This is a genomic window from Pseudomonas sp. AF32 (assembly GCF_022342325.2).
GTDB classification, from domain to species: Bacteria; Pseudomonadota; Gammaproteobacteria; order Pseudomonadales; family Pseudomonadaceae; genus Aquipseudomonas; species Aquipseudomonas uvaldensis.
On the sequence record NZ_RQJK02000018.1, the window covers coordinates 36743 to 58163 of the forward strand.

Sequence of the window (21421 nt, forward strand, 5' to 3'; positions counted from 1 at the left end):
GATCAGCTCCAACCGGACCGGGTTTTGCGACTGGAATACAGCGCCAGCAGCACCAGAAACGAGAACAGCAGCATCGCCGACGCCAGCCAGTGAGCCTGGGCGTACTCCAGGGCTTCGACATGGTCGTAGATCTGCACCGACACCACTCGGGTTTTTTCCGGAATATTGCCGCCGATCATCAGCACGACGCCGAACTCGCCGACGGTGTGGGCGAAACCAAGAATCGCGGCGGTGATGAAGCCGGGCCGGGCCAGGGGCACAATGACACTGAAAAACGTGTCCCATGGGGCGGCGCGCAAGGTGGCGGCGACCTCCAGCGGACGGTTGCCAATGGCCGCGAAGGCGTTTTGCAACGGTTGCACCACGAACGGCATGGAATAGATCACTGAGCCGACCACCAGCCCGGCGAAACTGAAGGTGAGGCTACCTAACCCGAGGCCCTGGGTGAGTTGACCGAGCCAGCCGTTCGGCCCGAGCGCCAACAACAGATAGAAGCCGATGACCGTGGGCGGCAGCACCAACGGTAACGCCACCACGGCACCCACCGGCCCGCGTAGCCAGGAACGGGTCTGCGACAGCCACAGGGCGATGGGCGTGCCGATGAGCAGGAGGATCACCGTGGTCACGGAGGCGAGTTTCAGGGTCAGCCAGATGGCGGCGCAGTCGGCGCTGGTCAGTGGCATTTAGCGTTGATACCCATAGGCCTGGATGATGGCAGCCGCTTTCGGGCCCTTGAGATAGTCCACCAAAGCCATGGCGGCGGGGTTGTCCCGGCCTTTGTCGAGGATGACCGCGTCCTGCTTGATCGGATCGTGCAGTTCGGCCGGGACGATCCATGCCGAACCGCTGCTGAGCTTGCCGTCCTTGTACACCTGGGACAAGGCAACGAAGCCGAGCTCGGCGTTGCCGGTGGAGGCGAACTGATACGCCTGGGTGATGTTCTGGCCCTCGACGATTTTGCTCTTGACCTGCGAGGTCAGCCCCAGCTTGTCCAGCACCTGGGTTGCAGCCAGGCCGTAGGGCGCTGCTTTCGGGTTGGCGATGGAAAGGTGTCGGTAGGCGTTGTCCTTGAGCACCTGGCCCTTGTCGTCGACATAGCCGTCCTTGGCCGACCATAGCGCCAGCGTGCCGATGGCGTAGGTGAAGCGCGAGCCCTTGACGGTGTTGCCTTCGCTTTCGAGTCTGGCCGGGGTGGTGTCGTCGGCGGCGAGGAACACCTCGAATGGCGCGCCGTTCTTGATCTGCGTGTAGAACTGCCCGGTGGCGCCGTACGCCGCCACCAGTTTATGCCCGGTGTCTTTTTCGAAATCGGCGGCAATGGCCTGGATCGGCGCGGTGAAATTGGCGGCGACCGCCACCTGCACCTCATCGGCCTGAACGGTGCCGATGATCAGAAAGGGAAGCAGCAACAGCGAGAAACGGGGGAGGTGCATGGGCAAGGCTCCGTAGGGGCAAGTTCGCTATATACGGAAATATATAGCGAATGCCTGGCAAACGGAACGCGGCATTTTGTCGGCCACTGACCTGCCCGGATGTTGCGGTGGCCTGCCATTCCCTGTGGGAGCCTGTTCCGGGCGGCGATCCGACGATCACGTTCGATCAGGCAACCACCACCCTCAGGCCTTACCCCGACCCTGCAACAGCGCCAACGCCTCCTCAGCCAGTCGCCGGGTCAACTCGGCGCTGGGCAACTCGCGCCCCATGGGAAACGCCTGGCCGGCCCAGAGGTTGCTGAAGTCCGCTTCGTCCTTGGCGCGCAACGGCATCAACGCACCACCGGCCAGAGGAAAGGCCGGGGCCAGCGGGCTCATCGGGCCCACCTCGCGCATCACCCGGTTGACGATGCCCCGCGCCGGTCGGCCGGTGAACAGGTTGGTCACCGCTGTCTGGCTTTCCTTGGCCGTGCGCAACGCCCGGTGATGGGACGCGCTGATCTTGGCCTCGGGCGTGAACAGATAGGCGCTGCCCAGTTGCACTGCCGATGCGCCAAGGGCAAACGCGGCGACGATGCCCCGCGCATCGCCAATACCGCCGGCGGCGATGACCGGCACCTTCACCGCGTCCACGACCTGGGGCAGCAAGGCGAACAGGCCCACCTGGGTATTGAGGTCGTCACTGAGGAACATCCCGCGATGGCCGCCGGCCTCGTAGCCCATCGCGATGATCGCATCACAACCGTGCTGCTCCAGCCAGATGGCTTCCTCGACCGTGGTCGCCGACGACAGAATCTTCGCTCCCGTGGCTTTCACCCGATTCAGCAGGGACTGCTCCGGCAGGCCGAAATGGAAGCTGACCACTTTCGGCCGCAGCTCTTCAAGGACCCGGCAGGCCGCATCGTCGAATGGTGTGCGATTGGACACGGGCGTTGGCGCATCGAAATCGGCACCCAATTCCTCGTAGTAAGGTTTGAGCCGGTGCTTCCAGGCCTCGGCGCGTTCCTCATTGAACACCGGCGGCTGGTGGCTGAAAAAATTCACGTTGAAGGGTTTGTCGGTCTGTTCGCCGATGGTTGTCAGTGCCTGACGCAACTGCTCGACATCCAGCATCGCCGCCGGCATCGAGCCCAGTCCGCCGGCCTTGCAGGTGGCGACCACCATGGCCGGGCCAGTCACGCCGGCCAGGGGACCCTGGATAATGGGGAGTTCGATACCGAGCAGATCGAGAATGCGGGTGTCTGGCCATTGGCTCATGTGTGGAGCTCCGGAGGCGAAATGAAACAGCGTTTTAGCAGGTGTACCCCGGCCAGGGCCAGTCGAGTTTTTCAATCGAAAGCGACCGTTTGATCCTTCGATGGAGAGGATTACCATGCGTGCTTCACTTTCTCAGGAGCCTGCACCATGGACGTCAAACTCAAGGCAGTCGAACCTTTCACCGTGGCCGGTTTGCAGGTGCGCACCCGCAACGCCGACGAGCAGCAGCCCGACACGGCCAGGATCGGTCCGATGTGGGAACGGTTTTTCACCGAAGGGCTGTTCGACAAAATCCCGGCCCGGCAGTCGGAATCGTTTGTCTATGGGGTGTACTCCAACTATGAGTCCGACGCCACGGGGCATTTCGATGTGACGGCCGGGGTGCAGGTGGACGCAACGAGCGCAGGCTACCCCGCCGTGGACATCGAGGGCGGGGATTACCTGGTGTTTTCGGCCAGCGGGCCTATGCCTGACTGCGTGATCCAGACCTGGGGCCTGATCTGGGCCTACTTTGCCGACAACCCGCAAACCCTGCGCCGTTTCGCCACCGATTTCGAGGTCTATAGTGGCCCCGATTCAGTGGCGATCTACATCGGCGTTCAGTCCTCGGACGAGCGTTCCAGCGCCAGCAACTGACGCTTGCGCTCCACGCCCCAGCGATAGCCCGACAGGTTGCCGTCGCTGCGCACCACCCGATGGCAGGGGATCGCCACGGCCAGGCTGTTGGCGCCGCAGGCCTGGGCGACGGCGCGAACGGCCTTGGGCAGGCCGATCCGCTGGGCGATTTCGGCATAGCTGGCAGTGCTGCCCGGCGGGATGTCCCGCAGGGCCTGCCAGACCCGTTCCTGGAACGCGGTGCCGCGCAGGTCCAACGGCAAATCCAGACCCAGCGCCGGCGCTTCGACGAAGCCGATCACCTGGGCAATCAGTTGCTCGAATTCCCGGTCGGCACCGATGAGGTTGGCACGGCGGAATTTATCCTGCAGGTCGCGCACCAGCGCGTCCGGGTCGTCCCCCAGCAGGATCGCGCAGACGCCGCGTTCGCTCTGTGCCACCAGGATCGCCCCAAGGGAGCACTGCCCGACGGCGAAGCGGATGTCGGTGTTCTGCCCGGCGGCCCGGTAGTCGGTGGGCTTCATACCCAGCACTTTATCGGCGGCTTCGTAAAAACGGCTGTTGGAATTGAAACCGGCGTCGTACAGCGCTTCGGTGATAGACCCGGCATCGGCCAGGCGTTCGCGTACCTTGCGTGAGCGGTGGGCGGCGGCATAGCCCTTGGGCGTCAGTCCGGTGACCGCCTTGAATACGCGATGAAAGTGGAAAGGGCTCAAGCCGGCATTGCGCGCCAGCTCATTCAAGCCTGGCAGTTCGTCAGCCGCCTCGATCTGCCGGCAGGCTGCCGCGACCCGTGCCGCTTGTTGGGCGGCGATCTGGGTCTGGTCCCTGGCCGTACGCTTGCTGGGGCGGTATCCCGCCGCCTGGGCCTGTTCCGGCGTGTCGAAGAACTCGACATTGCGCGGGTTGGGCAGGCGCGACAGGCTGCTGGGGTGGCAATAGATACCGGTGGTTTTCACGCCATATACGAATTGCCCGTCGGCGCGCGGATCCCGGGCGAGCACGGCGGCCCAGCGTGGGTCCAGTTCAGGAGCAAGGGTATTCGAAGGATTGTTCATGGTCGTTATGTCCGGTGGCCCGTTTTGGCTACAGTAGCCAGCCTGGAAAATGCCGACACTCCGGGTCTTGCGGTTGAATTGTGCATCGTTATCCGGCGGTGCGGAATGTCAGGTTGATCCGTTGGGCACCCAGTTGCGGATGCGCGCCATCCTTGAGCGGCAGCACGCCGTGATAACGCAACCGGTCCACGCCACCCCAGACCACAATGTCGCCATGGAACAAGGGGACGCGCAGGCTCTTGTCGCTGCGCTCGAAGCCACCGAACTGGAACACTGCCGGCAGGCCCAGGGATATCGACACGATGGGCGCGGTGAGTGAGCGCTCGTTCTTGTCCTGGTGCAGCGACATCCGTGCGCCGGGTACGTAGCGGTTGATCAGGCAGGCATCGGGCTCGAAATGCTCGAAGTTCGCCGCTCGGGCAGCCGCCTGGGCCAGTTCCCGGAACACTGCCGGCATGTCGGGCCAGGGCTGGCCGGACTGCGGGTCACGGGACGTGTAGCGATAGCCGCTGCGGTCGGTGGTCCAGCCCAGCGCCCCGCAACTGCTCAAGGCCACCGACATGGTAAAGCCGCCGGGCGTGACCATCTGCCGGAACGGCGCGGCCCGCAAGACCGCTTCGAGGTCCGGCAGCAAACGCTCCAGCCAGGGTAGGGCGAACCCGCGCAGCACGAATGCCTGCTGGCCGATCCGTTCGGTCTGGCCAGGCGTGGAGGGGGCCTGGTCGGCAAACAGATCCAACGTGATCGGGGTGTTGTCACTGCGCATCATGAAAAATGATTCCTAACGTATGTCGCCTGCCACTGTGCACGCAGCTGACACCGTGGCGCATGTTCACCCGATAATAACCGCGAACGCCCTTGACGGGCCGCTGATGCACGGCGAACACCACCGCATCGCCCTGTTTCAGACCGATGACCTGCGGCCGCGACTGCATACGCGGGCGTTGCTCGGTGAGGACGAACTCGCCGCCGGTGAAATCCAGGCCCGGCTCGGACAACAGGATCGCTACCTGCAAGGGAAAGACCTGTTCCCCATAGAGATCCTGATGCAGGCAGTTGTAGTCCTGCGGGCCGTATTGCAGCAACAGGGGAGTGGGGCGCAGTTGCCCGGCGTCATGGCAGCGCTGAAGAAAAGTGCGATGGTCATCGGGGTATCGAACGTCGATGCCCATGCGTTCGTTCCAGCGGTTGGCCATGGGCACCAGCGCCGGGTACAACGACTGACGCAACTGCTGAACGATGTCGGGTAGCGGATAACGAAAATACTGGTATTCGCCACGTCCGAAGCCGTGCCGGGCCATGATGACCCGGGAGCGAAAATGCTCCGGCTCGGCGTACAGGCTGCTGAGCCGCCGGCACAGGGTAGGCGGCAGCAGGTTGCGGATGACTGCACTGCCGTCCTGGTCGAGACTGTGTTCGAGGTCCGGCCAGTTGGGGTTTTGTACAGGTAGGGGCTGCGACGGCAGATGAGCGACGGGTGACATGAAGACAATCCCTGGTAGAAGGATTGGTCAGTCTGACAACCGCCTGGACGGGCGCCACTCCGGATCTTGCGGTTCATCTCACCAGGCAATCATCGGGATGATTGCTACAGCGCCTTACTGACCCTGACCTCGCTGATGACATCATCGGTCTGCCCATGCAACGCCTCTAGCGCCGCCCGGGCTTCTTCCTCGGTGCCGGTTTGCAATTGTGCGAATTCAAAGCGGCGCTCGCCGTTGAGTTTGTATTTGATGACGTATTTGCTCGTCTGGGCCACGGTTCAACCTGCTATCAGAGTGATTATTGCTCAGCCCAGCTTCGAGCTGGAGCGCCGGATGATCTTGATCTTGTGGGTCAGGTTGGGCTTGCGCGTGACGCTGATGGCGCGACGGCTGACGGTGTCGATGGTAATGTTCCAGAAACCGGTGCTCGGGGCGGTGATTTTCGCCGGGAATTTATCGAACGCACCGCCATGGTAGGTGTGCCGGCCGCCATTCTTGAAGCTGCGGAAGTTGGCGTCGCTCATCAGGCGGATGTTGCACATTTGGGAACACTCGATGACAACGATGTCGTCTTCGTTGAGGTGCTCGCGCTGGTGGATGAATTTCATGGCGCCTCCAGAAGGGCATTTCTAGGCAAAACAAAACGGCAGGAACTGCTATAAGAGGTGCAGTTTATCAGCACCGTGGGTGAATAGCCGACCTGTGTTGCGGGCCTTGCCCACTTATCGCAACGATGCCGGATAAAAAAGCGACGCGGGCCGGAGAAAAACTCCGTTTGTACTGTCGGAGGGTCTTTATTGGAGGAAACATATGAAGCGCAGCGTGTGGGTATTGGCATTGGCCTTGGGTGGATGTGCATCGGTATCGGACATCAACCAGACGCCGCCCACCATGAGCTTCATCTCCGGCAAGAAACCTCACGAATATGCCAAGTGTGTTGCCGACCAATTGGCCGGCAGCCGTGGTGCCTTGCAGATGGAACCGCACAAGAACGGGGTCCGGTTGATTATTCCCGGCAAGCTGTCGTCCCTTCCGGCAGCGGTGTTCGACATTGAAGAGCGTTCCAGTGGCAGCAGCGTCAAGCTTCACGAGAGCATGTCCAATGTCCCGGTGCGGCCCGGCGACGTGCAGGACGCGGCCAACGCTTGCATCTCCGGTTAAGGGCTCAGGGGCCGGCTTCCCCAGGGGCCCGATGCACCGAGGCGATCCGTCCGCTTACTTCTTGCGAGGGGTGCCTGCGGGAGCCCGCTCACGCGTCTTGGCCGCCGGAGCTGGGCGTTCGTCGTGGAAGACTGCCGCCACTTCCACCGCCATCGCTTTGCTGGGCAGGGGACCGGCCACCTGCTCGCCGTGGTAGTTGATGATCCACCACTGTCCGTCCTTTCCCTGGCTGACCGAGTAACCGTTTGCGTTTCGTGTTGCAGACATCGAGTGACCTCATTGGCGTGATCAAGGGGCGCATGATACTTCATCTGCACGAAAACAGTGCTTGCGGGCCTCCAACGAGACCGCCGGCCCCTCGAAACGAAAGGGCGATTGAACTATCCGCCGGTTTATTTCTCTATGATGGCATCGGTTAGCCAGTGCGGGCATTGTAAGGTGTCCGCAGCCTGATTAGACTGCGCCGAAATTCGTCGTACACACCGCCTTTACAAGGATTCATATGATCAAGAAATGCTTGTTCCCAGCAGCCGGTTACGGTACTCGCTTCCTGCCAGCGACTAAAGCCATGCCCAAAGAAATGCTGCCGGTGGTGAACAAGCCACTGATCCAGTACGGTGTCGAAGAAGCCCTCGATGCGGGCCTGAATGAAATCTCCATCGTGACGGGTCGTGGCAAGCGTGCGCTGGAAGACCATTTCGACATCAGCTACGAGCTGGAAAACCAGATCAAGGGCACCGACAAGGAAAAATACCTGGTCGGCATTCGCAAACTGCTGGACGAGTGTTCGTTCTCCTACACCCGCCAGACCGAAATGAAGGGCCTGGGCCACGCTATCCTGACCGGCCGTCCGCTGATCGGTGACGAACCTTTCGCCGTGGTACTGGCGGACGACTTGTGCGTCAACCTGGAAGGCGACGGCGTCCTGACCCAGATGGTCAAGCTGTACAAGCAGTTCCGCTGCTCCATCGTGGCGATCCAGGAAGTCGATCCGCAGGAAACCAACAAGTACGGTGTGATCGCCGGCGAGATGATCCGCGACGACATCTACCGCGTTCACAGCATGGTCGAGAAACCAAAACCTGAAGATGCCCCATCGAACCTGGCCATCATCGGTCGTTACATCCTGACCCCGGACATCTTCGATCTGATCGAACAGACCGAGCCAGGCAAGGGCGGTGAGATCCAGATCACCGACGCGCTGATGAAACAGGCCCAGAACGGCTGCGTCATGGCCTACAAGTTCAAGGGCAAGCGTTTCGACTGCGGTGGCGCCGAAGGCTACATCGACGCGACCAACTTCTGCTTCGAGAACTTCTACAAGACTGGCAAGGCTTACTGATAGCCCGCGCCGTACCTTGAAAAACGCCCCGACTGGTTCGGGGCGTTTTTTTTCGCCAGTATCCTGCCTGAAATAAACCTGTGGTGAGGGGGTGAATCCCCTCACCACACTTGCGCACGAACTACGGGTATGCTGATGGCCTGCCAAAGGAGAGAGTAATGGCCTACGATTTTGACTTGTATGTAATTGGCGCTGGTTCCGGCGGCGTGCGGGCTGCGCGGTTCGCTGCCGGTTTTGGCGCCAGGGTGGCCGTGGCGGAAAGCCGCTACTTGGGCGGTACGTGCGTTAACGTGGGTTGCGTGCCCAAGAAGTTGCTGGTCTATGGCGCTCATTACGCCGAGGATTTCGAACAGGCATCGGCCTATGGCTGGTCTGCGGGCGAGGCGAGTTTCGACTGGGCTACGCTGATCGCCAACAAGAATCAGGAAATCAACCGCCTCAACGGCATCTATCGCAACCTGCTGGTCAACAGCGGGGTGACCCTGCATGAGGGCCACGCGAAGGTAACCGGTCCTCATGAAATCGAGATCAACGGCCAGCGTCACACCGCCGAACATATCCTGATTGCCACTGGGGGCTGGCCGGTGATTCCAGATATACCGGGGCGCGAACATGCCATCAGTTCCAACGAGGCTTTTTTCCTCAAGGAATTGCCCAAGCGCGTGCTGGTGGTGGGCGGCGGCTACATAGCAGTGGAGTTTGCGGGAATTTTCCATGGAATGGGCGCGCAGACATCGTTGTTGTACCGCGGCGAGCTGTTCCTGCGGGGCTTCGACGGCGCGGTCCGCAAGCACTTGGCCGAGGAACTGACACGGCGCGGGCTGGAGCTGCAGTTCAACGCCGATATTCAGCGCATCGATAAACAGGCTGACGGCAGCCTGCAGGTGACCCTCAAGGACGGTCGCCTCCTGTCCACCGATTGCGTGTTCTATGCCACCGGCCGGCGACCGATGCTCGACAACCTCGGTCTGGAGAACACCGCGGTCACGCTGGACGAAAAAGGCTTTGTCCAGGTCAACGAAAAGTATGAAACCCAGGAACCGTCCATCCTGGCCATCGGCGACGTGATCGGTCGTGTGCAACTCACGCCCGTGGCCCTGGCCGAAGGCATGGCAGTGGCGCGACGGCTGTACAAGCCCGAGCAGTACCGCCTGGTGGATTACCGGATGATTCCCACCGCCGTGTTCAGCCTGCCCAACATCGGCACGGTGGGTCTGACCGAAGAACAGGCACGGGAAGAGGGGTACGAGGTGCAAATTTTTGAAAGCCGCTTCCGGCCGATGAAGCTGAGCCTCACCGACTGCCAGGAACGCACGCTGATGAAACTGGTGGTGGATGCCCGTACCGACAAGGTGCTGGGTTGCCACATGGTCGGCCCGGATGCAGGGGAAATCGTCCAGGGGCTGGCCATCGCCCTCAAGGCCGGCGCCACCAAGCGCGATTTCGACGAAACCATCGGCGTCCATCCGACCGCTGCCGAAGAATTCGTCACCATGCGTACCCCCACCGCCTGAGGCAATGGCGCGCTCCAACGGCTGAAGGCCATGTTTTCTTGATCCGCGTCACCCTGACGCGTGATTGGGCAAGCGTGGCCATCGGCAGCATCTATGCTTGGATTCTTCTATCTATAGAGATCCTGATAGCCAAAACCAATCATTCGCATGAGCTTTGCCAATGAGCCAGCATGGGAACGAGTGGGTAAGCTTCACTCCATCAACTTTCAACCCTGACGGAGAAACACCGATGCCTACCATCAACAGCCAAGTTAAACCGTTCACCGCTACCGCTTACAAAAACGGCAACTTCGTCGAAGTGTCGGACGCCGATCTGAAAGGCAAGTGGTCCGTGGTGTTCTTCTACCCGGCTGACTTCACCTTCGTTTGCCCGACCGAACTGGAAGACCTGGCCGACAACTACGCCGAATTCCAGAAGCTGGGCGTCGAGATCTACAGCGTGTCCACCGACACTCATTTTGCCCACGCTGCCTGGCACAACACTTCGCCAGCCATCGGCAAGATCCAGTACACCATGATTGGCGACCCGACCCACGTGATTTCCCGCAACTTCGACGTACTGATCGAAGAAGTCGGCCTGGCTGACCGCGGTACCTTCGTGATCAACCCTGAAGGCCAGATCAAGATCGTCGAAATCAACGACGGCGGTGTAGGCCGTGACGCTTCCGAACTGCTGCGCAAGATCAAGGCTGCTCAATACGTTGCCGCTCACCCAGGTGAAGTCTGCCCAGCCAAGTGGAAAGAAGGCGAGGCCACTCTGGCTCCGTCCCTGGACCTGGTTGGCAAGATCTAAGACCGTGAGTCCTTTGAGGGCGGTCATCCGCACTTAAGCAAGCCGCACCGCCCACAAAAAACGCCCGGGCGAGATTCGCTCGGGCGTTGTTTTTTCTGAAATTCAAAAATGGAAATCGCCCGTATGTTGGACGCCAATCTTAAAGCTCAGTTGAAGTCATATCTGGAACGGGTCACCCAGCCGATCGAGATCGTTGCCTCCCTCGACGACGGTGCGAAATCCCAGGAAATGCTCGCGTTACTCAAAGACGTTGCCAGTCTTTCCAGCCAGATTACCTTGCTCGACAACGGCACCGATGCGCGCAAGCCGTCGTTTTCGTTGAACCGCCCGGGAGCCGATATCAGCCTGCGTTTCGCCGGCATTCCCATGGGGCACGAATTCACTTCGCTGGTGCTGGCCTTGCTGCAAGTCGGCGGCCACCCTTCGAAAGCCAGTGTCGAAGTCCTTGAACAGATCCGCGCCCTCAAGGGTGAGTTCAACTTCGAGACTTATTTCTCGCTGTCATGCCAGAACTGCCCGGACGTGGTCCAGGCGCTGAACCTGATGGCGGTGCTGAACCCGAACATCCGCCATGTCGCCATCGACGGCGCGCTGTTCCAGGCCGAGGTCGACGAGCGCCAGATCATGGCGGTGCCAAGCATCTACTTGAATGGCGAGAACTTTGGCCAGGGTCGCATGGGCCTGGAGGAAATCCTCGCCAAGATCGACACCAGCGGCATCGAGCGCCAGGCCGAGAAGATCAGCGCCAAGGATGCCTTCGATGTGCTGGTGGTCGGCGGTGGTCCGGCCGGTGCGTCGGCGGCGATCTACGCCGCCCGTAAAGGCATCCGCACCGGTGTGGCGGCCGAACGCTTTGGCGGTCAGGTGCTGGACACCATGGCCATCGAAAACTTCATCTCGGTTCAGGAAACCGAAGGCCCCAAATTGGCCGTCGCCCTGGAAGAACACGTCAAACAGTACGACGTTGACATCATGAACCTGCAACGCGCCGATGCTTTGGTACCGGGCAAGGACGGCGCACTGCACGAAGTCCGCTTCGCCAGTGGTGCCAGCCTCAAGGCCAAGACCGTCATCCTGGCGACCGGTGCCCGCTGGCGCGAAATGAACGTGCCGGGTGAGCAGCAGTACCGCAACAAGGGCGTGGCGTACTGCCCACATTGCGACGGCCCGCTGTTCAAGGGCAAACGCGTGGCGGTAATCGGCGGCGGCAACTCGGGTGTCGAAGCGGCCATTGACCTGGCCGGTATCGTGGCTCACGTCACCTTGCTGGAGTTCGATGTGCAACTGCGTGCCGACGCGGTCTTGCAGCGCAAACTGCACAGCTTGCCGAACGTGACCGTGATTACCAATGCCCAGACCACCGAAGTGACCGGTGATGGTCAGAAGGTCAATGGCTTGCGCTACAAGGACCGTCCAAGCGGCGAAGTGCGTGATGTAGCGCTGGAAGGTATCTTCGTGCAGATCGGCCTGTTGCCCAACACCGATTGGCTCAAGGGCACCGTCGAGCTGTCGCCGCGTGGCGAGATCGTTGTCGATGCCCGGGGGGAAACCTCGATCCCGGGTGTGTTCGCCGCCGGTGACGTGACCACCGTGCCGTACAAACAGATCGTGATCGCCGTAGGTGAGGGCGCCAAGGCCTCGCTGAGTGCCTTCGACCACTTGATCCGCACCTCCGCGCCGGCATAAAACGCCGAAAGCGGGAAAAAACCCCATGGGCCTGGCTCATGGGGTTTTTTATTGAGCGTCTACATTCACTACCGAACCCTGTGGGAGCGAGCCTGCTCGCGATGGCGTCAGATCAGGCAGTAAATAGTTGATTAGCAGACCGCTATCGCGAGCAGGCTCGCTCCCACAGGGGCTTTGGCAGGCTTCAGAGCGGCGCAGGCTGGATGATTTCCACCCAGTAGCCATCCGGGTCCTTGATGAACGCCAGGCTTTTCATGCGACCGTCGCTCAGGCGTTTCTGGAAATCACAGCCCAGTGCTTCGAAGCGTTCGCAGGCCGCGACGACGTCTGGTACCGAGATGCAGATGTGTCCGAACCCTCGTGGGTCGGTGTTGCCATTGTGGTAGGCGAACGACGGGTCGTTTTCGGTGCCGTGGTTATGGGTGAGCTCCAGGATGCCGGGGATCGATTTCATCCATTCGGTGCGGGCCGCGGCGTCTTCCGGGATCTGGCGCTTGTCCACCAGGGCCAGGAAATACAGGCTGAATTCGGCTTCCGGGAAGTCGCGTTTTTCCACCAGCGAGAACCCCAGGACACGGGTATAGAAGTCCAGGGACTTGGTGATGTCCTTGACCCGCAGCATGGTGTGGTTGAACACGAAGTTGTGAGTGGCGGCATCGGGTTGGGCGGTGACACCCGGAAAAGTATTGAGTTCGTGCAGGCTCATGGGCCCTCCGGAAAGAAATGAGGCAGACGGCGTCGCAGAGCTTGTCGCGACGGTTCTCGGGCTGCGCTGAATGGCTTGCAGCATGATACGCAAGGGACGCGGCCACGCCAAACCGCAGGTGGCTATTGCCTGGGTTTGCGGTCGGCTTCAGACTTGCCAATCCGTCCTTGAGTGCAACCTGATGATTCGACCGCTCCTTTCGCTGTTTGTCCTGCCGTTTGCCTTCGTTGCGAGTGCCGAGGTCTGGGCGGCCGAACCGCAGGTCGTATGGCCCCAAGGTTGGGTCATCGAATCGTTGCCTTCCGATGCTTCCGCCACCACAGCCGGCCAGGGGACGACACGTCAGCGTGGGACCAAAAGCGATGCCGCGGGGAATGCATTATTGGTCATGGAACTGACCGCAACGCCCGTGGAGCCGGATCATCAAGTCAACTTGCAAGGCGTGTTGCTGGAAATGCGCAAGTCAGTCCAGAAAGATTTTTTCCAGGGTGGTTATCAAAGTGTCTGCAATAAGATCCATGCTTCCCTCCTGGGTGGCGTCACCGCCCTGGAAACCACTTGCACCATCACGCAGAATGGCCGGCATGTGTTGTCTCAGACGCTGGTTGCTGCACTATATGCCGGGCGAGCTTATGTATTGTCCTATGCCGGGCAGGCGCAGGCGATTGTCGACAGCGATGGTGAAATACAGTCGGTACGAAATAGCCTGAAACTATAAGCCTGGCCGTCCGATACTCAGGAGTTAATCCAAAAGTTCAAATCCATAAAAAAGCCCCGATGATCAGGGCTTTTTTATTCAAGGCTGGATGTCAGGTACGTACCCAGGAATCAACGGTCTCGGCGCCGTACTTTTCTTTCCAGGCTTTCAGGCCGCGATGGTTGCCGCCTTTGGTTTCGATCAGTTCACCGGTGTGCGGGTTCTGGTAGACCTTCACCACGCGGGCACGGCGTGTCTTGGGCGTCTTCCTGGCCGATGCCACACCTGCCTTGGACGGACCCGGATCAAGAATCGCAATGATGTCGCGCAAGCTCTTGCCATAGGTTTTCATCAGTCCCTGGAGCTTTTCTTCGAATTCGATTTCTTTCTTGAGGCCGGCGTCGTTCTTCAGCATTTCCAGCTGTTTGAGCTGGGCTTGAAGGTCTTTTTCGGCTTTACGAAATTCAGCGAGTCTGGACAATTATCGTTACTCCAATCAAATAGGTGGCTGATACCAACCGCAAACAAAGCTATAAGCCAAGCGCCTTGACGCGACCCGGTGATAAATGTTTCCCCCTTGCCAATCAGCACAGGTAGAAAAATTGTAGTAGTTAAACCGGAGAGTGTAAATCGCAACTTTTTCGTCATGTAACAATGGCAAACGTTTTCCTCAATTTGAATCCTGGCAGGCACGCTGGCCCAAATGTACGAGCAACTACCAGGCAATAGATAGTTCGCTGTGAAGTTGCCGGCCGACAGTCTCTTAATTGCGTTGCGTTATCACCTGCGCGCGGCAGAGGCACTCAGGCCGGGCGAGCCAGGTCGATGAACGCCCGGGTAGCGGGCGAAATCTGGCGGCTATCCAGCACTGCCAGGCCGATCTGGCGCCGGACCCGGGGCATCAGGGGGCGCACCACGAAACCTGGACGTTCGCCCGCTGGCAGCGATCCTTCGGAGACCACGGACACGGCGTCGCCTCGGCCAACGACATGCAGCGTGCTGAGCAGTTGCGAACAGCGGTAACGCACGTTGGGCGTAAGTTTCGCGGCGTTGAACAGGCGGGTGACCAGCTCCGAGGACCCAGCCTCGGTGAGTACGAAAGGGTCGTGACACAGTTCCTTGAGGGACAGGCCTGGCTGGGCGGCGAGGGGGTGGGCGGCCGGAAGGAGGGCCACCATTTGGTCCTCCATCAGCGCGACCGTATCGAAACGCTCTTCGGGCAGTACCACGAAACCGACGTCGATCCGTCGCTCGTCCAGCCATTGGATGACCTGGCGGTCCGGCCCTTCGTCGATGTGTACCTCAATCCCCGGATGCAGGGCGCGATAGCGCTGCAGGAGGGGCGGCAGCAATTTCATTGACGAAGTCGGGCCAAACGAGCCGATGCGCAAGGTGCCTCGGCGCATGCCTTGGGCATCGGCGGCTTCCTGGCGCAGCGTGTTGGCCAGCCCGAGCATGGCCCGTGCCCGTAACAGCAGCTGTTGACCAATGTCACTGAGCTCCACTGCCGATTGATGGCGCCTGAGCAGTTCGACACCCAGCTCTTGCTCCAACGATTTGATGGCATGGGACACCGCTGACTGGCTGATGCCCAGTCGCATCGCCGCAGCGGTGAACCCTCGCAGTTCGGCCACCAGGGAGAAAATTTCGAGCTGGGTGAGTGTCATGAGTATTTACTCATTTTACGATTATCGAACATGAGTCGGAGAATACGCCATATCGGTAGTCGATTGAACGGATGTGGTGAACCATGAAGACCCTTGAACACGTTGTCCCGACCTCGTCGGATGTGCCGGTGTACCTGAAACTGTCCATGGTCACCATGGTCTGGGGCGGTACGTTTGTGGCCGGCAGGATTCTGTCTGGCGTTCTGGAACCCTTGCTGGCCGCCAGCCTGCGCTTTTCGTTGGCCAGTATCGCGCTGCTGCTGTTTCTGGGCCTGGCCAGGATTCCCCTGGTCAGGCCCACCCTGAGACAGGTGCTGCAACTGGCCGTCCTGGGGTTTTTCGGCATCCTTTTCTATAACCTGTGTTTTTTCTATGGCTTGCAATACGTCCAGGCGTCGCGCGCTTCGCTGATCGTGGCCTTGAACCCTGCAGTCATCGGCCTGGCGTCCTGGGGCTTGTTCAAGGAGCGGCTGGGACGGTGGAAAGTCCTGGGCATCGGGCTGTGCATCGGCGGGGCTGCGCTGGTGATCATCAGCCGTGATCCATCCTTGCTTCAGAGCACCGCGCAAGGCTGGAGGGGCGACTTGTTGATTTTCGGCTGCGTGCTGGGATGGGGCATTTATTCGCTGTTTTCCAGGGGCCTGAACGACAGCCTCGGCCCGTTACAGACTGTCACTTGGTCGATTCTGTTGGGCACGGCGATGCTGTGGTTGGCTTGCATGGCCGCCGGCGAGGCTCAATTCGAACCCTTGGGCGGACTGGATGCCCGCCAATGGCTCAGTCTGCTCTACCTCGGTGTGTTGGGCTCGGCCCTGGCCTACATAGCCTGGTACGACGGGATTCGTCGGATTGGTGCAACCCGCTGCGGTGTGTTCATTGCGCTCAACCCGCTGACCGCTGTGCTATTGGGGGCTTTGCTGCTGGACGAACGGCTCACGACGCTGATGGGGCTGGGGGGAGGGCTGATCCTGGCGGGCATTTTCCTGTGCAACAAGCCCCTTGCACGATCGACGCAAAAGGCGATTTGATACGCAAGGCGGACAAATCAGGTTACGCTGTGTAGAATCGGTTTACGCATATAAGAATAACGTCTTCTGGCAGCAGAAGCCTCGCCCGCAAGAGCCTTGGGTCGACAATGAAGATACTCGGGTTACAACTGATCTATGGCGATTTCCTCGCCCGCAGCGTTCGCGGTATCTCCTGCGCGCCACCTTGTGCCCTCAGCATCGCCAGCCACTAACGTTCCGTTAATTGACAAGCATGATGAGGCGCCGACATGGCAGATCTATACGAAAACCCAATGGGCCTGATGGGCTTCGAGTTCATTGAGTTCGCATCCCCGACACCCAACACCCTGGAGCCGATCTTCGAGATCATGGGCTTCACCAAGGTGGCGACGCACCGTTCCAAGGACGTTCACCTGTATCGCCAGGGCGCGATCAACCTGATCCTCAACAACGAACCCCACAGCGTGGCGTCCTACTTCGCGGCCGAGCATGGCCCGTCTGTGTGCGGCATGGCGTTTCGCGTCAAGGACTCGCAACTGGCCTACAAACGTGCCCTGGAGCTTGGCGCCCAGCCGATCCACATCGAAACCGGCCCGATGGAGCTGAACCTGCCGGCGATCAAGGGCATCGGCGGTGCGCCGCTGTACCTGATCGACCGCTTTGGCGAAGGCAGCTCGATTTACGATATCGATTTTGTGTTCCTCGAAGGTGTCGACCGTCATCCGGTGGGTGCTGGCCTGAAAATCATCGATCACCTGACCCACAACGTGTATCGCGGCCGCATGGCTTATTGGGCTAACTTCTATGAGAAGTTGTTCAACTTCCGCGAGATCCGCTACTTCGACATCAAGGGTGAATACACCGGCCTGACGTCCAAGGCGATGACCGCCCCGGACGGCATGATCCGTATCCCGCTGAATGAAGAGTCGTCCAAGGGTGCCGGGCAGATCGAAGAGTTCCTGATGCAGTTCAACGGAGAGGGCATCCAGCATGTGGCCTTCCTGACCGACGATCTGGTCAAGACCTGGGACGCGCTGAAGAAGATCGGCATGCGTTTCATGACCGCGCCGCCGGACACTTACTACGAAATGCTCGAAGGCCGCCTGCCGAACCATGGCGAACCGGTCGCTGAGCTGCAATCGCGGGGCATCCTGCTGGACGGCTCATCCAACCCTGACGACAAGCGTCTGCTGCTGCAGATTTTCTCGGAAACCCTGATGGGGCCGGTGTTCTTCGAGTTTATCCAGCGCAAGGGCGATGATGGCTTCGGTGAAGGCAACTTCAAGGCGTTGTTCGAGTCCATCGAGCGGGATCAGGTGCGTCGGGGTGTGCTGGCTACCGAATAATGCCTGCACCCTGAAAAAGCCCGCCCGGCAGTGATGTCGGGCGGGCTTTTTATTACCAATGCAAGCCCCCTGTGGGAGCGGGTGGCTTCAGGACCGACGCCGTTGACGCATCAGATGCCGGAACCCTTCGAGCACCAGCACCGCTACCGCCATCCAGATGGGGATGTAGGTCAACCATTCGCCGGCCTGGATGCTTTCGCCCAATAGCAAAGCAACCCCCAGCAGCAACACCGGTTCGACATAACTCAACAACCCGAACAGGCTGAACGACAACAACCGGCTGGCAATGATGTAGGTCACCAGGGCCGACGTGCTGATCACGCCGAGCAACGGGATTAGCACCGACAACCACGGCTGCTGGTCAAAAACGGCAAAGCCCTGTCCGCCGCTGAGCACGAACCAGAGCGCCAGCGGCAGGATCAGGGTCATGTCCAGCCAGAGCCCGCCCAGGTTGTCGGTTCCAAGACGTTTGCGCAGGATGAAGTAAATCGGATAACCCACCACGACCAGCAACGTCGCCCAGGACAAGCCACCCATGCGGTACAACTCATTGAGTACGCCAAGGGTGGCGAAGGAGACGGCGATTTTCTGGAAACGAGAAAGTCGTTCGCCATAGACGATGCGGCCGGTCAGGACCATCGCCAGCGGCAACAGGAAATACCCCAGCGACACATCCAGGCTATAGCCGTTGAGCGGCGCCCACATGAACAACCACAACTGCAACCCCATCAGCAACGAGGAAACCATTGCGCCGAGCAGCAGGCGCGGCGTGGCGATCAGTCGCCGGGCAAGTCGGGTGACGAGTCCCCATTCCTTTGCCGCCCACATGAACACCGTCATGCAGGGCATCGTCAGCAGCATGCGCCAACCGAAGATTTCCACGCCAGTCAATGGCGCGAGTAGCGAAGTGTAGTAGTACATGACGGCAAACAGCGCGGAGGCTGTGACCGATAGAGCGATGCCTTTGGACACTTGGATTCTCTTGGGGCCGAGCAATCAGCACGTTGTGGCGAGGGGATTTAGCGAAACGTCGCACCGCCCCGCTGGGCTGCGAAGCAGCCCCTCGCCACAGAGGTTCAGTTCATATTGGCTTATGACGAACGCGGCACACGTCCCGACACGAAATGCCCCACATCATTGAACCCGGGTGTCGAGGCATGTCCCGGTGTGACCAGTGAATCGATAAAGGCTTCATCTTCCGCCGTGATCGTTACCGCCTGCGCCTTGGTGTACGCATCCCACTGTTCCTCGGTGCGTGGCCCGACAATGGCCGAAGTGACGGCGCGGTTGTTCAGCACCCAGGCGATGGCGAACTCGACGATGCCCACGCCGCGGTCCTGGGTGTATTGCTGGATCTGCTGGGCAATGCGCAGGGATTCGACCCGCCATTCGGTTTCCAGGATGCGCTTGTCCTGGCGACCGGCGCGGCTGTTGGCGTCCGGTGCTACATCCGGTGCGTACTTGCCGCTGAGGACGCCACGGGCGAGGGGACTGAAAGGCACCACGCCCAGCCCGTAGTTCTGCGCGGCGGTGATCTGCTCGGTTTCCGCCTGGCGGTTGACGATGTTGTACAAAGGCTGGCTGATCACCGGGCGATCGATGCCCAGGCTGTCGGCGATCCGGATCACCTCGGCGATGCGCCAGCCACGGTAGTTCGACAGGCCCCAATAACGAATCTTGCCTTGGCGAATCAGGTCGCCAATGGCCGACACGGTGACGTGCAACGGCGTGTTGTGGTCTTCGCGGTGCAGGTAATAGATGTCCAGGTAATCGGTGCCCAGGCGGGTCAGGCTGGCGTCGATGCCATTGAAGATGTGCTTGCGGCTCAGGCCGCTGCGGTTGGGCACGCCGTCCGCCGGGCCGAAGCCGACCTTGGTGGCGAGTACCCATTCCTGGCGGCGACTGGCAATCGCCTCGCCAACGATCTCTTCGGAGCGACCGTTGGTGTAGACGTCCGCGGTGTCAATGAAATTGACGCCCTGGTCCCAGGCCTTGTCGATGATCCGCAGCGAATCCTCGGTGCTGGTCTGTTCGCCGAACATCATGGTGCCCAAGGTCAGGGTCGAGACTTGCAACCCGGAGTGGCCAAGCGTGCGGTAGCTCATGACAAGATCCTTTTCATCGATGGGAAAGGCCCAATCAAACCCCAGAACCACCGCGTGGATCAAACGGATTTATCAAACGCCGCAAATCACTTTGTGGGAGCGAGCCTGCTCGCGATAGCGGTGGAGCCAATATCAAGGTCGACTGAGTCGGTGCCATCGCGAGCAGGTTCGCTCCACAGGGGCGTTGCGTCAGGTCCGCAGGGTACGGGTCATGCGTAACGCCAGCACGCTGCCGCAGACAATCACCCCTGCCAGCAAATACAACGCCGCATCGGTCGAACCGGTGGCGTCCTTCACCCAGCCCACCAGGTACGGGCTGAGGAAGCCCGCCATCTGCCCCATGGAGTTGATCAGCGCCAGTCCGCCGGCCGCCGCGCCCGCGCTGAGCAGGGCGGTGGGCACCGGCCAGAACATCGGCAGGCCGGTGAGGGCGCCCATGGTGGCGATGGACAGGCCGACAATGGCAATGGCCGGGGTGCTGGCGAAATTGACCGCGATCAGCAGCCCGGCCGCACCCATCAGCATCGGCACCACCAAGTGCCAGCGGCGCTCCTTGCGCAGGTCTGCCGAGCGACCCACCAGCAACATGAAAAGCGCCGCCAGTAGATAAGGAATCGCACTCAGCCAGCCGATCACCAGGTTATCGCTGAAGCCCAGGTTCTTGATGATTGACGGCAGCCAGAAGTTGATCGCATAGACCCCGCTCTGGATGCAGAAGTAGACCAGGCCGAACGCCCAGATCGCCGGGTTCCTGAACACGGCCAGCAAGGAGTCGCTGGTGGTTTTCGGTTTGTTCGCCAGGTCTTCGGCGTGGTCGGCGGTGAGCACGGCGCGCTCCTCGGCGGTCAGCCATTTGGCGTTGGCGAAGGTGTCGCTGAGCAGGAAGAATGCCAGTGCGCCGAGGACGACCGTCGGGATACCCTGCAGCAGGAACATCCATTGCCAGCCCGCGAGGCCACCCTGGCCGGCAGCGAAGTGGTTGAGGATCCAGCCGGAGAACGGGCTGCCCAGCAGACCGGACACCGGGATGGCTGACATGAACAACGCCATGATGCGGCCACGCCGGAACGTCGGGAACCATTGCGAGAGGTACAGCACCACGCCCGGGAAGAAGCCGGCTTCAGCCGCGCCGGTGAACAGTCGCAAGGTATAGAACTGGGTGGGCGTCGTGACGAACAACAGGCAGGTGGACAGCGTGCCCCAGGTGATCATCATCAGCGCGATCCAGCGCCGCGGGCCGAACCGGGTCAGGGCCAGGTTGCTCGGCACACCGCACAGCACGTAGCCGATGAAAAAGATGCCGGCGCCGAGGCCATATACGCTTTCGCTGAACTTCAGCGCGTCGAGCATCTGCAGCTTGGCGAAGCCGACGTTGACCCGGTCGAGGTAATTGAACAGGTAGCAGATGAAGATGAAGGGAATCAAACGCAGGGTAATGCGTTTGTAGACGATGTTCTTTTCGTCTGGAGTAGCCAGGACGGCTGCTGCGCTCTGGGACATGGCGAGTCTCTCTTTATTATGATTTTTGCGAGCCAAGGGGGTAACGTTGG

The 21421-nt window shown here is 60.5% G+C and carries 24 protein-coding genes; 9 read left to right on the top strand and 15 right to left on the bottom strand.

Annotation, left to right across the window (positions count from 1 at the left end; all coding sequences use genetic code 11):
• Positions 1-2 precede the first annotated feature (2 nt).
• The 3 genes from modB to EGM97_RS17475 form a co-directional block, all read right to left on the bottom strand.
• Complete coding sequence (gene modB / locus EGM97_RS17465; RefSeq protein WP_238961807.1) at positions 3-683, bottom strand: molybdate ABC transporter permease subunit; 681 nt, start codon at positions 681-683, stop codon at positions 3-5.
• Positions 684-1433: a molybdate ABC transporter substrate-binding protein gene (gene modA / locus EGM97_RS17470; protein WP_238961808.1), complete on the bottom strand. Its 750-nt coding sequence runs from the start codon at positions 1431-1433 to the stop codon at positions 684-686.
• Between the two features lie 183 nt (positions 1434-1616).
• Positions 1617-2690: an NAD(P)H-dependent flavin oxidoreductase gene (locus EGM97_RS17475; RefSeq protein WP_238961809.1), complete on the bottom strand. Its 1074-nt coding sequence runs from the start codon at positions 2688-2690 to the stop codon at positions 1617-1619.
• 147 nt (positions 2691-2837) lie between these two features.
• On the opposite strand from EGM97_RS17475, the gene EGM97_RS17480 reads away from it, so the two are divergent.
• Positions 2838-3326: a GyrI-like domain-containing protein gene (locus EGM97_RS17480; protein ID WP_238961810.1), complete on the top strand. Its 489-nt coding sequence runs from the start codon at positions 2838-2840 to the stop codon at positions 3324-3326.
• Here EGM97_RS17480 and ada read toward each other — a convergent pair.
• From ada to EGM97_RS17505, 5 genes are all read right to left on the bottom strand, one after another.
• On the bottom strand, positions 3290-4363 hold the full coding sequence (gene ada / locus EGM97_RS17485) for a bifunctional DNA-binding transcriptional regulator/O6-methylguanine-DNA methyltransferase Ada (protein ID WP_238961811.1): 1074 nt from the start codon (positions 4361-4363) through the stop codon (positions 3290-3292). The genes EGM97_RS17480 and ada overlap by 37 nt on opposite strands.
• Before the next feature lie 88 nt (positions 4364-4451).
• Positions 4452-5132, bottom strand: a complete 681-nt coding sequence (gene alkB, locus EGM97_RS17490; protein ID WP_477788825.1) for a DNA oxidative demethylase AlkB — start codon at positions 5130-5132, stop codon at positions 4452-4454.
• Positions 5119-5847, bottom strand: a complete 729-nt coding sequence (locus tag EGM97_RS17495; protein WP_238961812.1) for a 2OG-Fe(II) oxygenase — start codon at positions 5845-5847, stop codon at positions 5119-5121. Before EGM97_RS17495 ends, alkB begins: the two co-directional genes overlap by 14 nt.
• Positions 5848-5951: 104 nt before the next feature.
• Positions 5952-6122: a hypothetical protein gene (locus EGM97_RS17500; protein ID WP_172679664.1), complete on the bottom strand. Its 171-nt coding sequence runs from the start codon at positions 6120-6122 to the stop codon at positions 5952-5954.
• A gap of 30 nt (positions 6123-6152) precedes the next feature.
• Positions 6153-6455 carry a DUF1883 domain-containing protein gene (locus EGM97_RS17505; RefSeq protein WP_053157497.1) on the bottom strand — a complete coding sequence of 101 codons (303 nt, stop codon included), beginning with the start codon at positions 6453-6455 and terminating at the stop codon, positions 6153-6155.
• 202 nt (positions 6456-6657) lie between these two features.
• Here EGM97_RS17505 and EGM97_RS17510 point away from each other — a divergent pair, with 202 nt between their 5' ends.
• Positions 6658-7008 (top strand): hypothetical protein, encoded by a 351-nt coding sequence (locus tag EGM97_RS17510; protein WP_238961813.1) that lies wholly within the window; start codon positions 6658-6660, stop codon positions 7006-7008.
• A gap of 54 nt (positions 7009-7062) precedes the next feature.
• Here the strand turns inward: EGM97_RS17510 and EGM97_RS17515 are convergent, their stop codons facing one another.
• A complete protein-coding gene (locus tag EGM97_RS17515; protein ID WP_053157491.1) occupies positions 7063-7275 on the bottom strand; it encodes a hypothetical protein in 213 nt (70 codons plus the stop codon).
• A 235-nt stretch (positions 7276-7510) separates the two neighbouring features.
• Between EGM97_RS17515 and galU the strand changes: the two genes are divergently transcribed.
• The 4 genes from galU to ahpF all read left to right on the top strand — a co-directional run bounded on the left by galU (position 7511) and on the right by ahpF (position 12343).
• Complete coding sequence (galU, locus tag EGM97_RS17520; protein WP_011061681.1) at positions 7511-8350, top strand: UTP--glucose-1-phosphate uridylyltransferase GalU; 840 nt, start codon at positions 7511-7513, stop codon at positions 8348-8350.
• A gap of 158 nt (positions 8351-8508) precedes the next feature.
• The gene (gorA, locus tag EGM97_RS17525) at positions 8509-9864 is read left to right on the top strand and encodes a glutathione-disulfide reductase (RefSeq protein ID WP_238961814.1); all 1356 of its coding nucleotides are present in this window, start codon (positions 8509-8511) and stop codon (positions 9862-9864) included.
• A gap of 229 nt (positions 9865-10093) precedes the next feature.
• Entirely contained in the window at positions 10094-10657 is a 564-nt protein-coding gene (gene ahpC / locus EGM97_RS17530) for an alkyl hydroperoxide reductase subunit C (protein WP_238961815.1), read from the top strand.
• Between the two features lie 123 nt (positions 10658-10780).
• Positions 10781-12343, top strand: a complete 1563-nt coding sequence (gene ahpF / locus EGM97_RS17535) for an alkyl hydroperoxide reductase subunit F (protein ID WP_238961816.1) — start codon at positions 10781-10783, stop codon at positions 12341-12343.
• A gap of 184 nt (positions 12344-12527) precedes the next feature.
• Here ahpF and gloA read toward each other — a convergent pair whose 3' ends face one another.
• A complete protein-coding gene (gene gloA, locus EGM97_RS17540; protein WP_238961817.1) occupies positions 12528-13049 on the bottom strand; it encodes a lactoylglutathione lyase in 522 nt (173 codons plus the stop codon).
• A gap of 181 nt (positions 13050-13230) precedes the next feature.
• Here gloA and EGM97_RS17545 point away from each other — a divergent pair, with 181 nt between their 5' ends.
• On the top strand, positions 13231-13767 hold the full coding sequence (locus tag EGM97_RS17545) for a DUF4946 domain-containing protein (protein ID WP_238961818.1): 537 nt from the start codon (positions 13231-13233) through the stop codon (positions 13765-13767).
• A 91-nt stretch (positions 13768-13858) separates the two neighbouring features.
• Here the strand turns inward: EGM97_RS17545 and EGM97_RS17550 are convergent, their stop codons facing one another.
• Together EGM97_RS17550 and EGM97_RS17555 are read right to left on the bottom strand one after the other, a co-directional pair.
• On the bottom strand, positions 13859-14227 hold the full coding sequence (locus EGM97_RS17550; protein ID WP_238961819.1) for a histone-like nucleoid-structuring protein, MvaT/MvaU family: 369 nt from the start codon (positions 14225-14227) through the stop codon (positions 13859-13861).
• Positions 14228-14549: 322 nt separating this feature from the next.
• Complete coding sequence (locus tag EGM97_RS17555; RefSeq protein WP_238961820.1) at positions 14550-15413, bottom strand: LysR family transcriptional regulator; 864 nt, start codon at positions 15411-15413, stop codon at positions 14550-14552.
• Between the two features lie 83 nt (positions 15414-15496).
• Here EGM97_RS17555 and EGM97_RS17560 point away from each other — a divergent pair, with 83 nt between their 5' ends.
• Positions 15497-16441: a DMT family transporter gene (locus EGM97_RS17560; protein ID WP_238961821.1), complete on the top strand. Its 945-nt coding sequence runs from the start codon at positions 15497-15499 to the stop codon at positions 16439-16441.
• A 248-nt stretch (positions 16442-16689) separates the two neighbouring features.
• Positions 16690-17766 carry a 4-hydroxyphenylpyruvate dioxygenase gene (gene hppD / locus EGM97_RS17565; protein ID WP_238961822.1) on the top strand — a complete coding sequence of 359 codons (1077 nt, stop codon included), beginning with the start codon at positions 16690-16692 and terminating at the stop codon, positions 17764-17766.
• Between the two features lie 87 nt (positions 17767-17853).
• Here hppD and rarD read toward each other — a convergent pair whose 3' ends face one another.
• The 3 genes from rarD to EGM97_RS17580 form a co-directional block, all read right to left on the bottom strand.
• The gene (gene rarD, locus EGM97_RS17570) at positions 17854-18738 is read right to left on the bottom strand and encodes an EamA family transporter RarD (RefSeq protein WP_238961823.1); all 885 of its coding nucleotides are present in this window, start codon (positions 18736-18738) and stop codon (positions 17854-17856) included.
• A gap of 119 nt (positions 18739-18857) precedes the next feature.
• Positions 18858-19871, bottom strand: a complete 1014-nt coding sequence (locus EGM97_RS17575; RefSeq protein ID WP_238961824.1) for an aldo/keto reductase — start codon at positions 19869-19871, stop codon at positions 18858-18860.
• Positions 19872-20060: 189 nt separating this feature from the next.
• Positions 20061-21371: an MFS transporter gene (locus tag EGM97_RS17580; protein ID WP_238961825.1), complete on the bottom strand. Its 1311-nt coding sequence runs from the start codon at positions 21369-21371 to the stop codon at positions 20061-20063.
• Positions 21372-21421: the final 50 nt, after the last annotated feature.

Excerpts from the sequence above, each read along its gene's own strand:
- modB (WP_238961807.1), bottom strand. The coding sequence starts at position 683 with ATGCCACTGACCAGCGCCGACTGCGCCGCCATCTGGCTGACCCTGAAA.
- modA (WP_238961808.1), bottom strand. The coding sequence starts at position 1,433 with ATGCACCTCCCCCGTTTCTCGCTGTTGCTGCTTCCCTTTCTGATCATC.
- EGM97_RS17475 (WP_238961809.1), bottom strand. The coding sequence starts at position 2,690 with ATGAGCCAATGGCCAGACACCCGCATTCTCGATCTGCTCGGTATCGAA.
- EGM97_RS17480 (WP_238961810.1), top strand. The coding sequence starts at position 2,838 with ATGGACGTCAAACTCAAGGCAGTCGAACCTTTCACCGTGGCCGGTTTG.
- ada (WP_238961811.1), bottom strand. The coding sequence starts at position 4,363 with ATGAACAATCCTTCGAATACCCTTGCTCCTGAACTGGACCCACGCTGG.
- alkB (WP_477788825.1), bottom strand. The coding sequence starts at position 5,132 with ATGATGCGCAGTGACAACACCCCGATCACGTTGGATCTGTTTGCCGAC.
- EGM97_RS17495 (WP_238961812.1), bottom strand. The coding sequence starts at position 5,847 with ATGTCACCCGTCGCTCATCTGCCGTCGCAGCCCCTACCTGTACAAAAC.
- EGM97_RS17505 (WP_053157497.1), bottom strand. The coding sequence starts at position 6,455 with ATGAAATTCATCCACCAGCGCGAGCACCTCAACGAAGACGACATCGTT.
- EGM97_RS17510 (WP_238961813.1), top strand. The coding sequence starts at position 6,658 with ATGAAGCGCAGCGTGTGGGTATTGGCATTGGCCTTGGGTGGATGTGCA.
- EGM97_RS17515 (WP_053157491.1), bottom strand. The coding sequence starts at position 7,275 with ATGTCTGCAACACGAAACGCAAACGGTTACTCGGTCAGCCAGGGAAAG.
- galU (WP_011061681.1), top strand. The coding sequence starts at position 7,511 with ATGATCAAGAAATGCTTGTTCCCAGCAGCCGGTTACGGTACTCGCTTC.
- gorA (WP_238961814.1), top strand. The coding sequence starts at position 8,509 with ATGGCCTACGATTTTGACTTGTATGTAATTGGCGCTGGTTCCGGCGGC.
- ahpC (WP_238961815.1), top strand. The coding sequence starts at position 10,094 with ATGCCTACCATCAACAGCCAAGTTAAACCGTTCACCGCTACCGCTTAC.
- ahpF (WP_238961816.1), top strand. The coding sequence starts at position 10,781 with ATGTTGGACGCCAATCTTAAAGCTCAGTTGAAGTCATATCTGGAACGG.
- gloA (WP_238961817.1), bottom strand. The coding sequence starts at position 13,049 with ATGAGCCTGCACGAACTCAATACTTTTCCGGGTGTCACCGCCCAACCC.
- EGM97_RS17545 (WP_238961818.1), top strand. The coding sequence starts at position 13,231 with ATGATTCGACCGCTCCTTTCGCTGTTTGTCCTGCCGTTTGCCTTCGTT.
- EGM97_RS17555 (WP_238961820.1), bottom strand. The coding sequence starts at position 15,413 with ATGACACTCACCCAGCTCGAAATTTTCTCCCTGGTGGCCGAACTGCGA.
- EGM97_RS17560 (WP_238961821.1), top strand. The coding sequence starts at position 15,497 with ATGAAGACCCTTGAACACGTTGTCCCGACCTCGTCGGATGTGCCGGTG.
- hppD (WP_238961822.1), top strand. The coding sequence starts at position 16,690 with ATGGCAGATCTATACGAAAACCCAATGGGCCTGATGGGCTTCGAGTTC.
- EGM97_RS17575 (WP_238961824.1), bottom strand. The coding sequence starts at position 19,871 with ATGAGCTACCGCACGCTTGGCCACTCCGGGTTGCAAGTCTCGACCCTG.
- EGM97_RS17580 (WP_238961825.1), bottom strand. The coding sequence starts at position 21,371 with ATGTCCCAGAGCGCAGCAGCCGTCCTGGCTACTCCAGACGAAAAGAAC.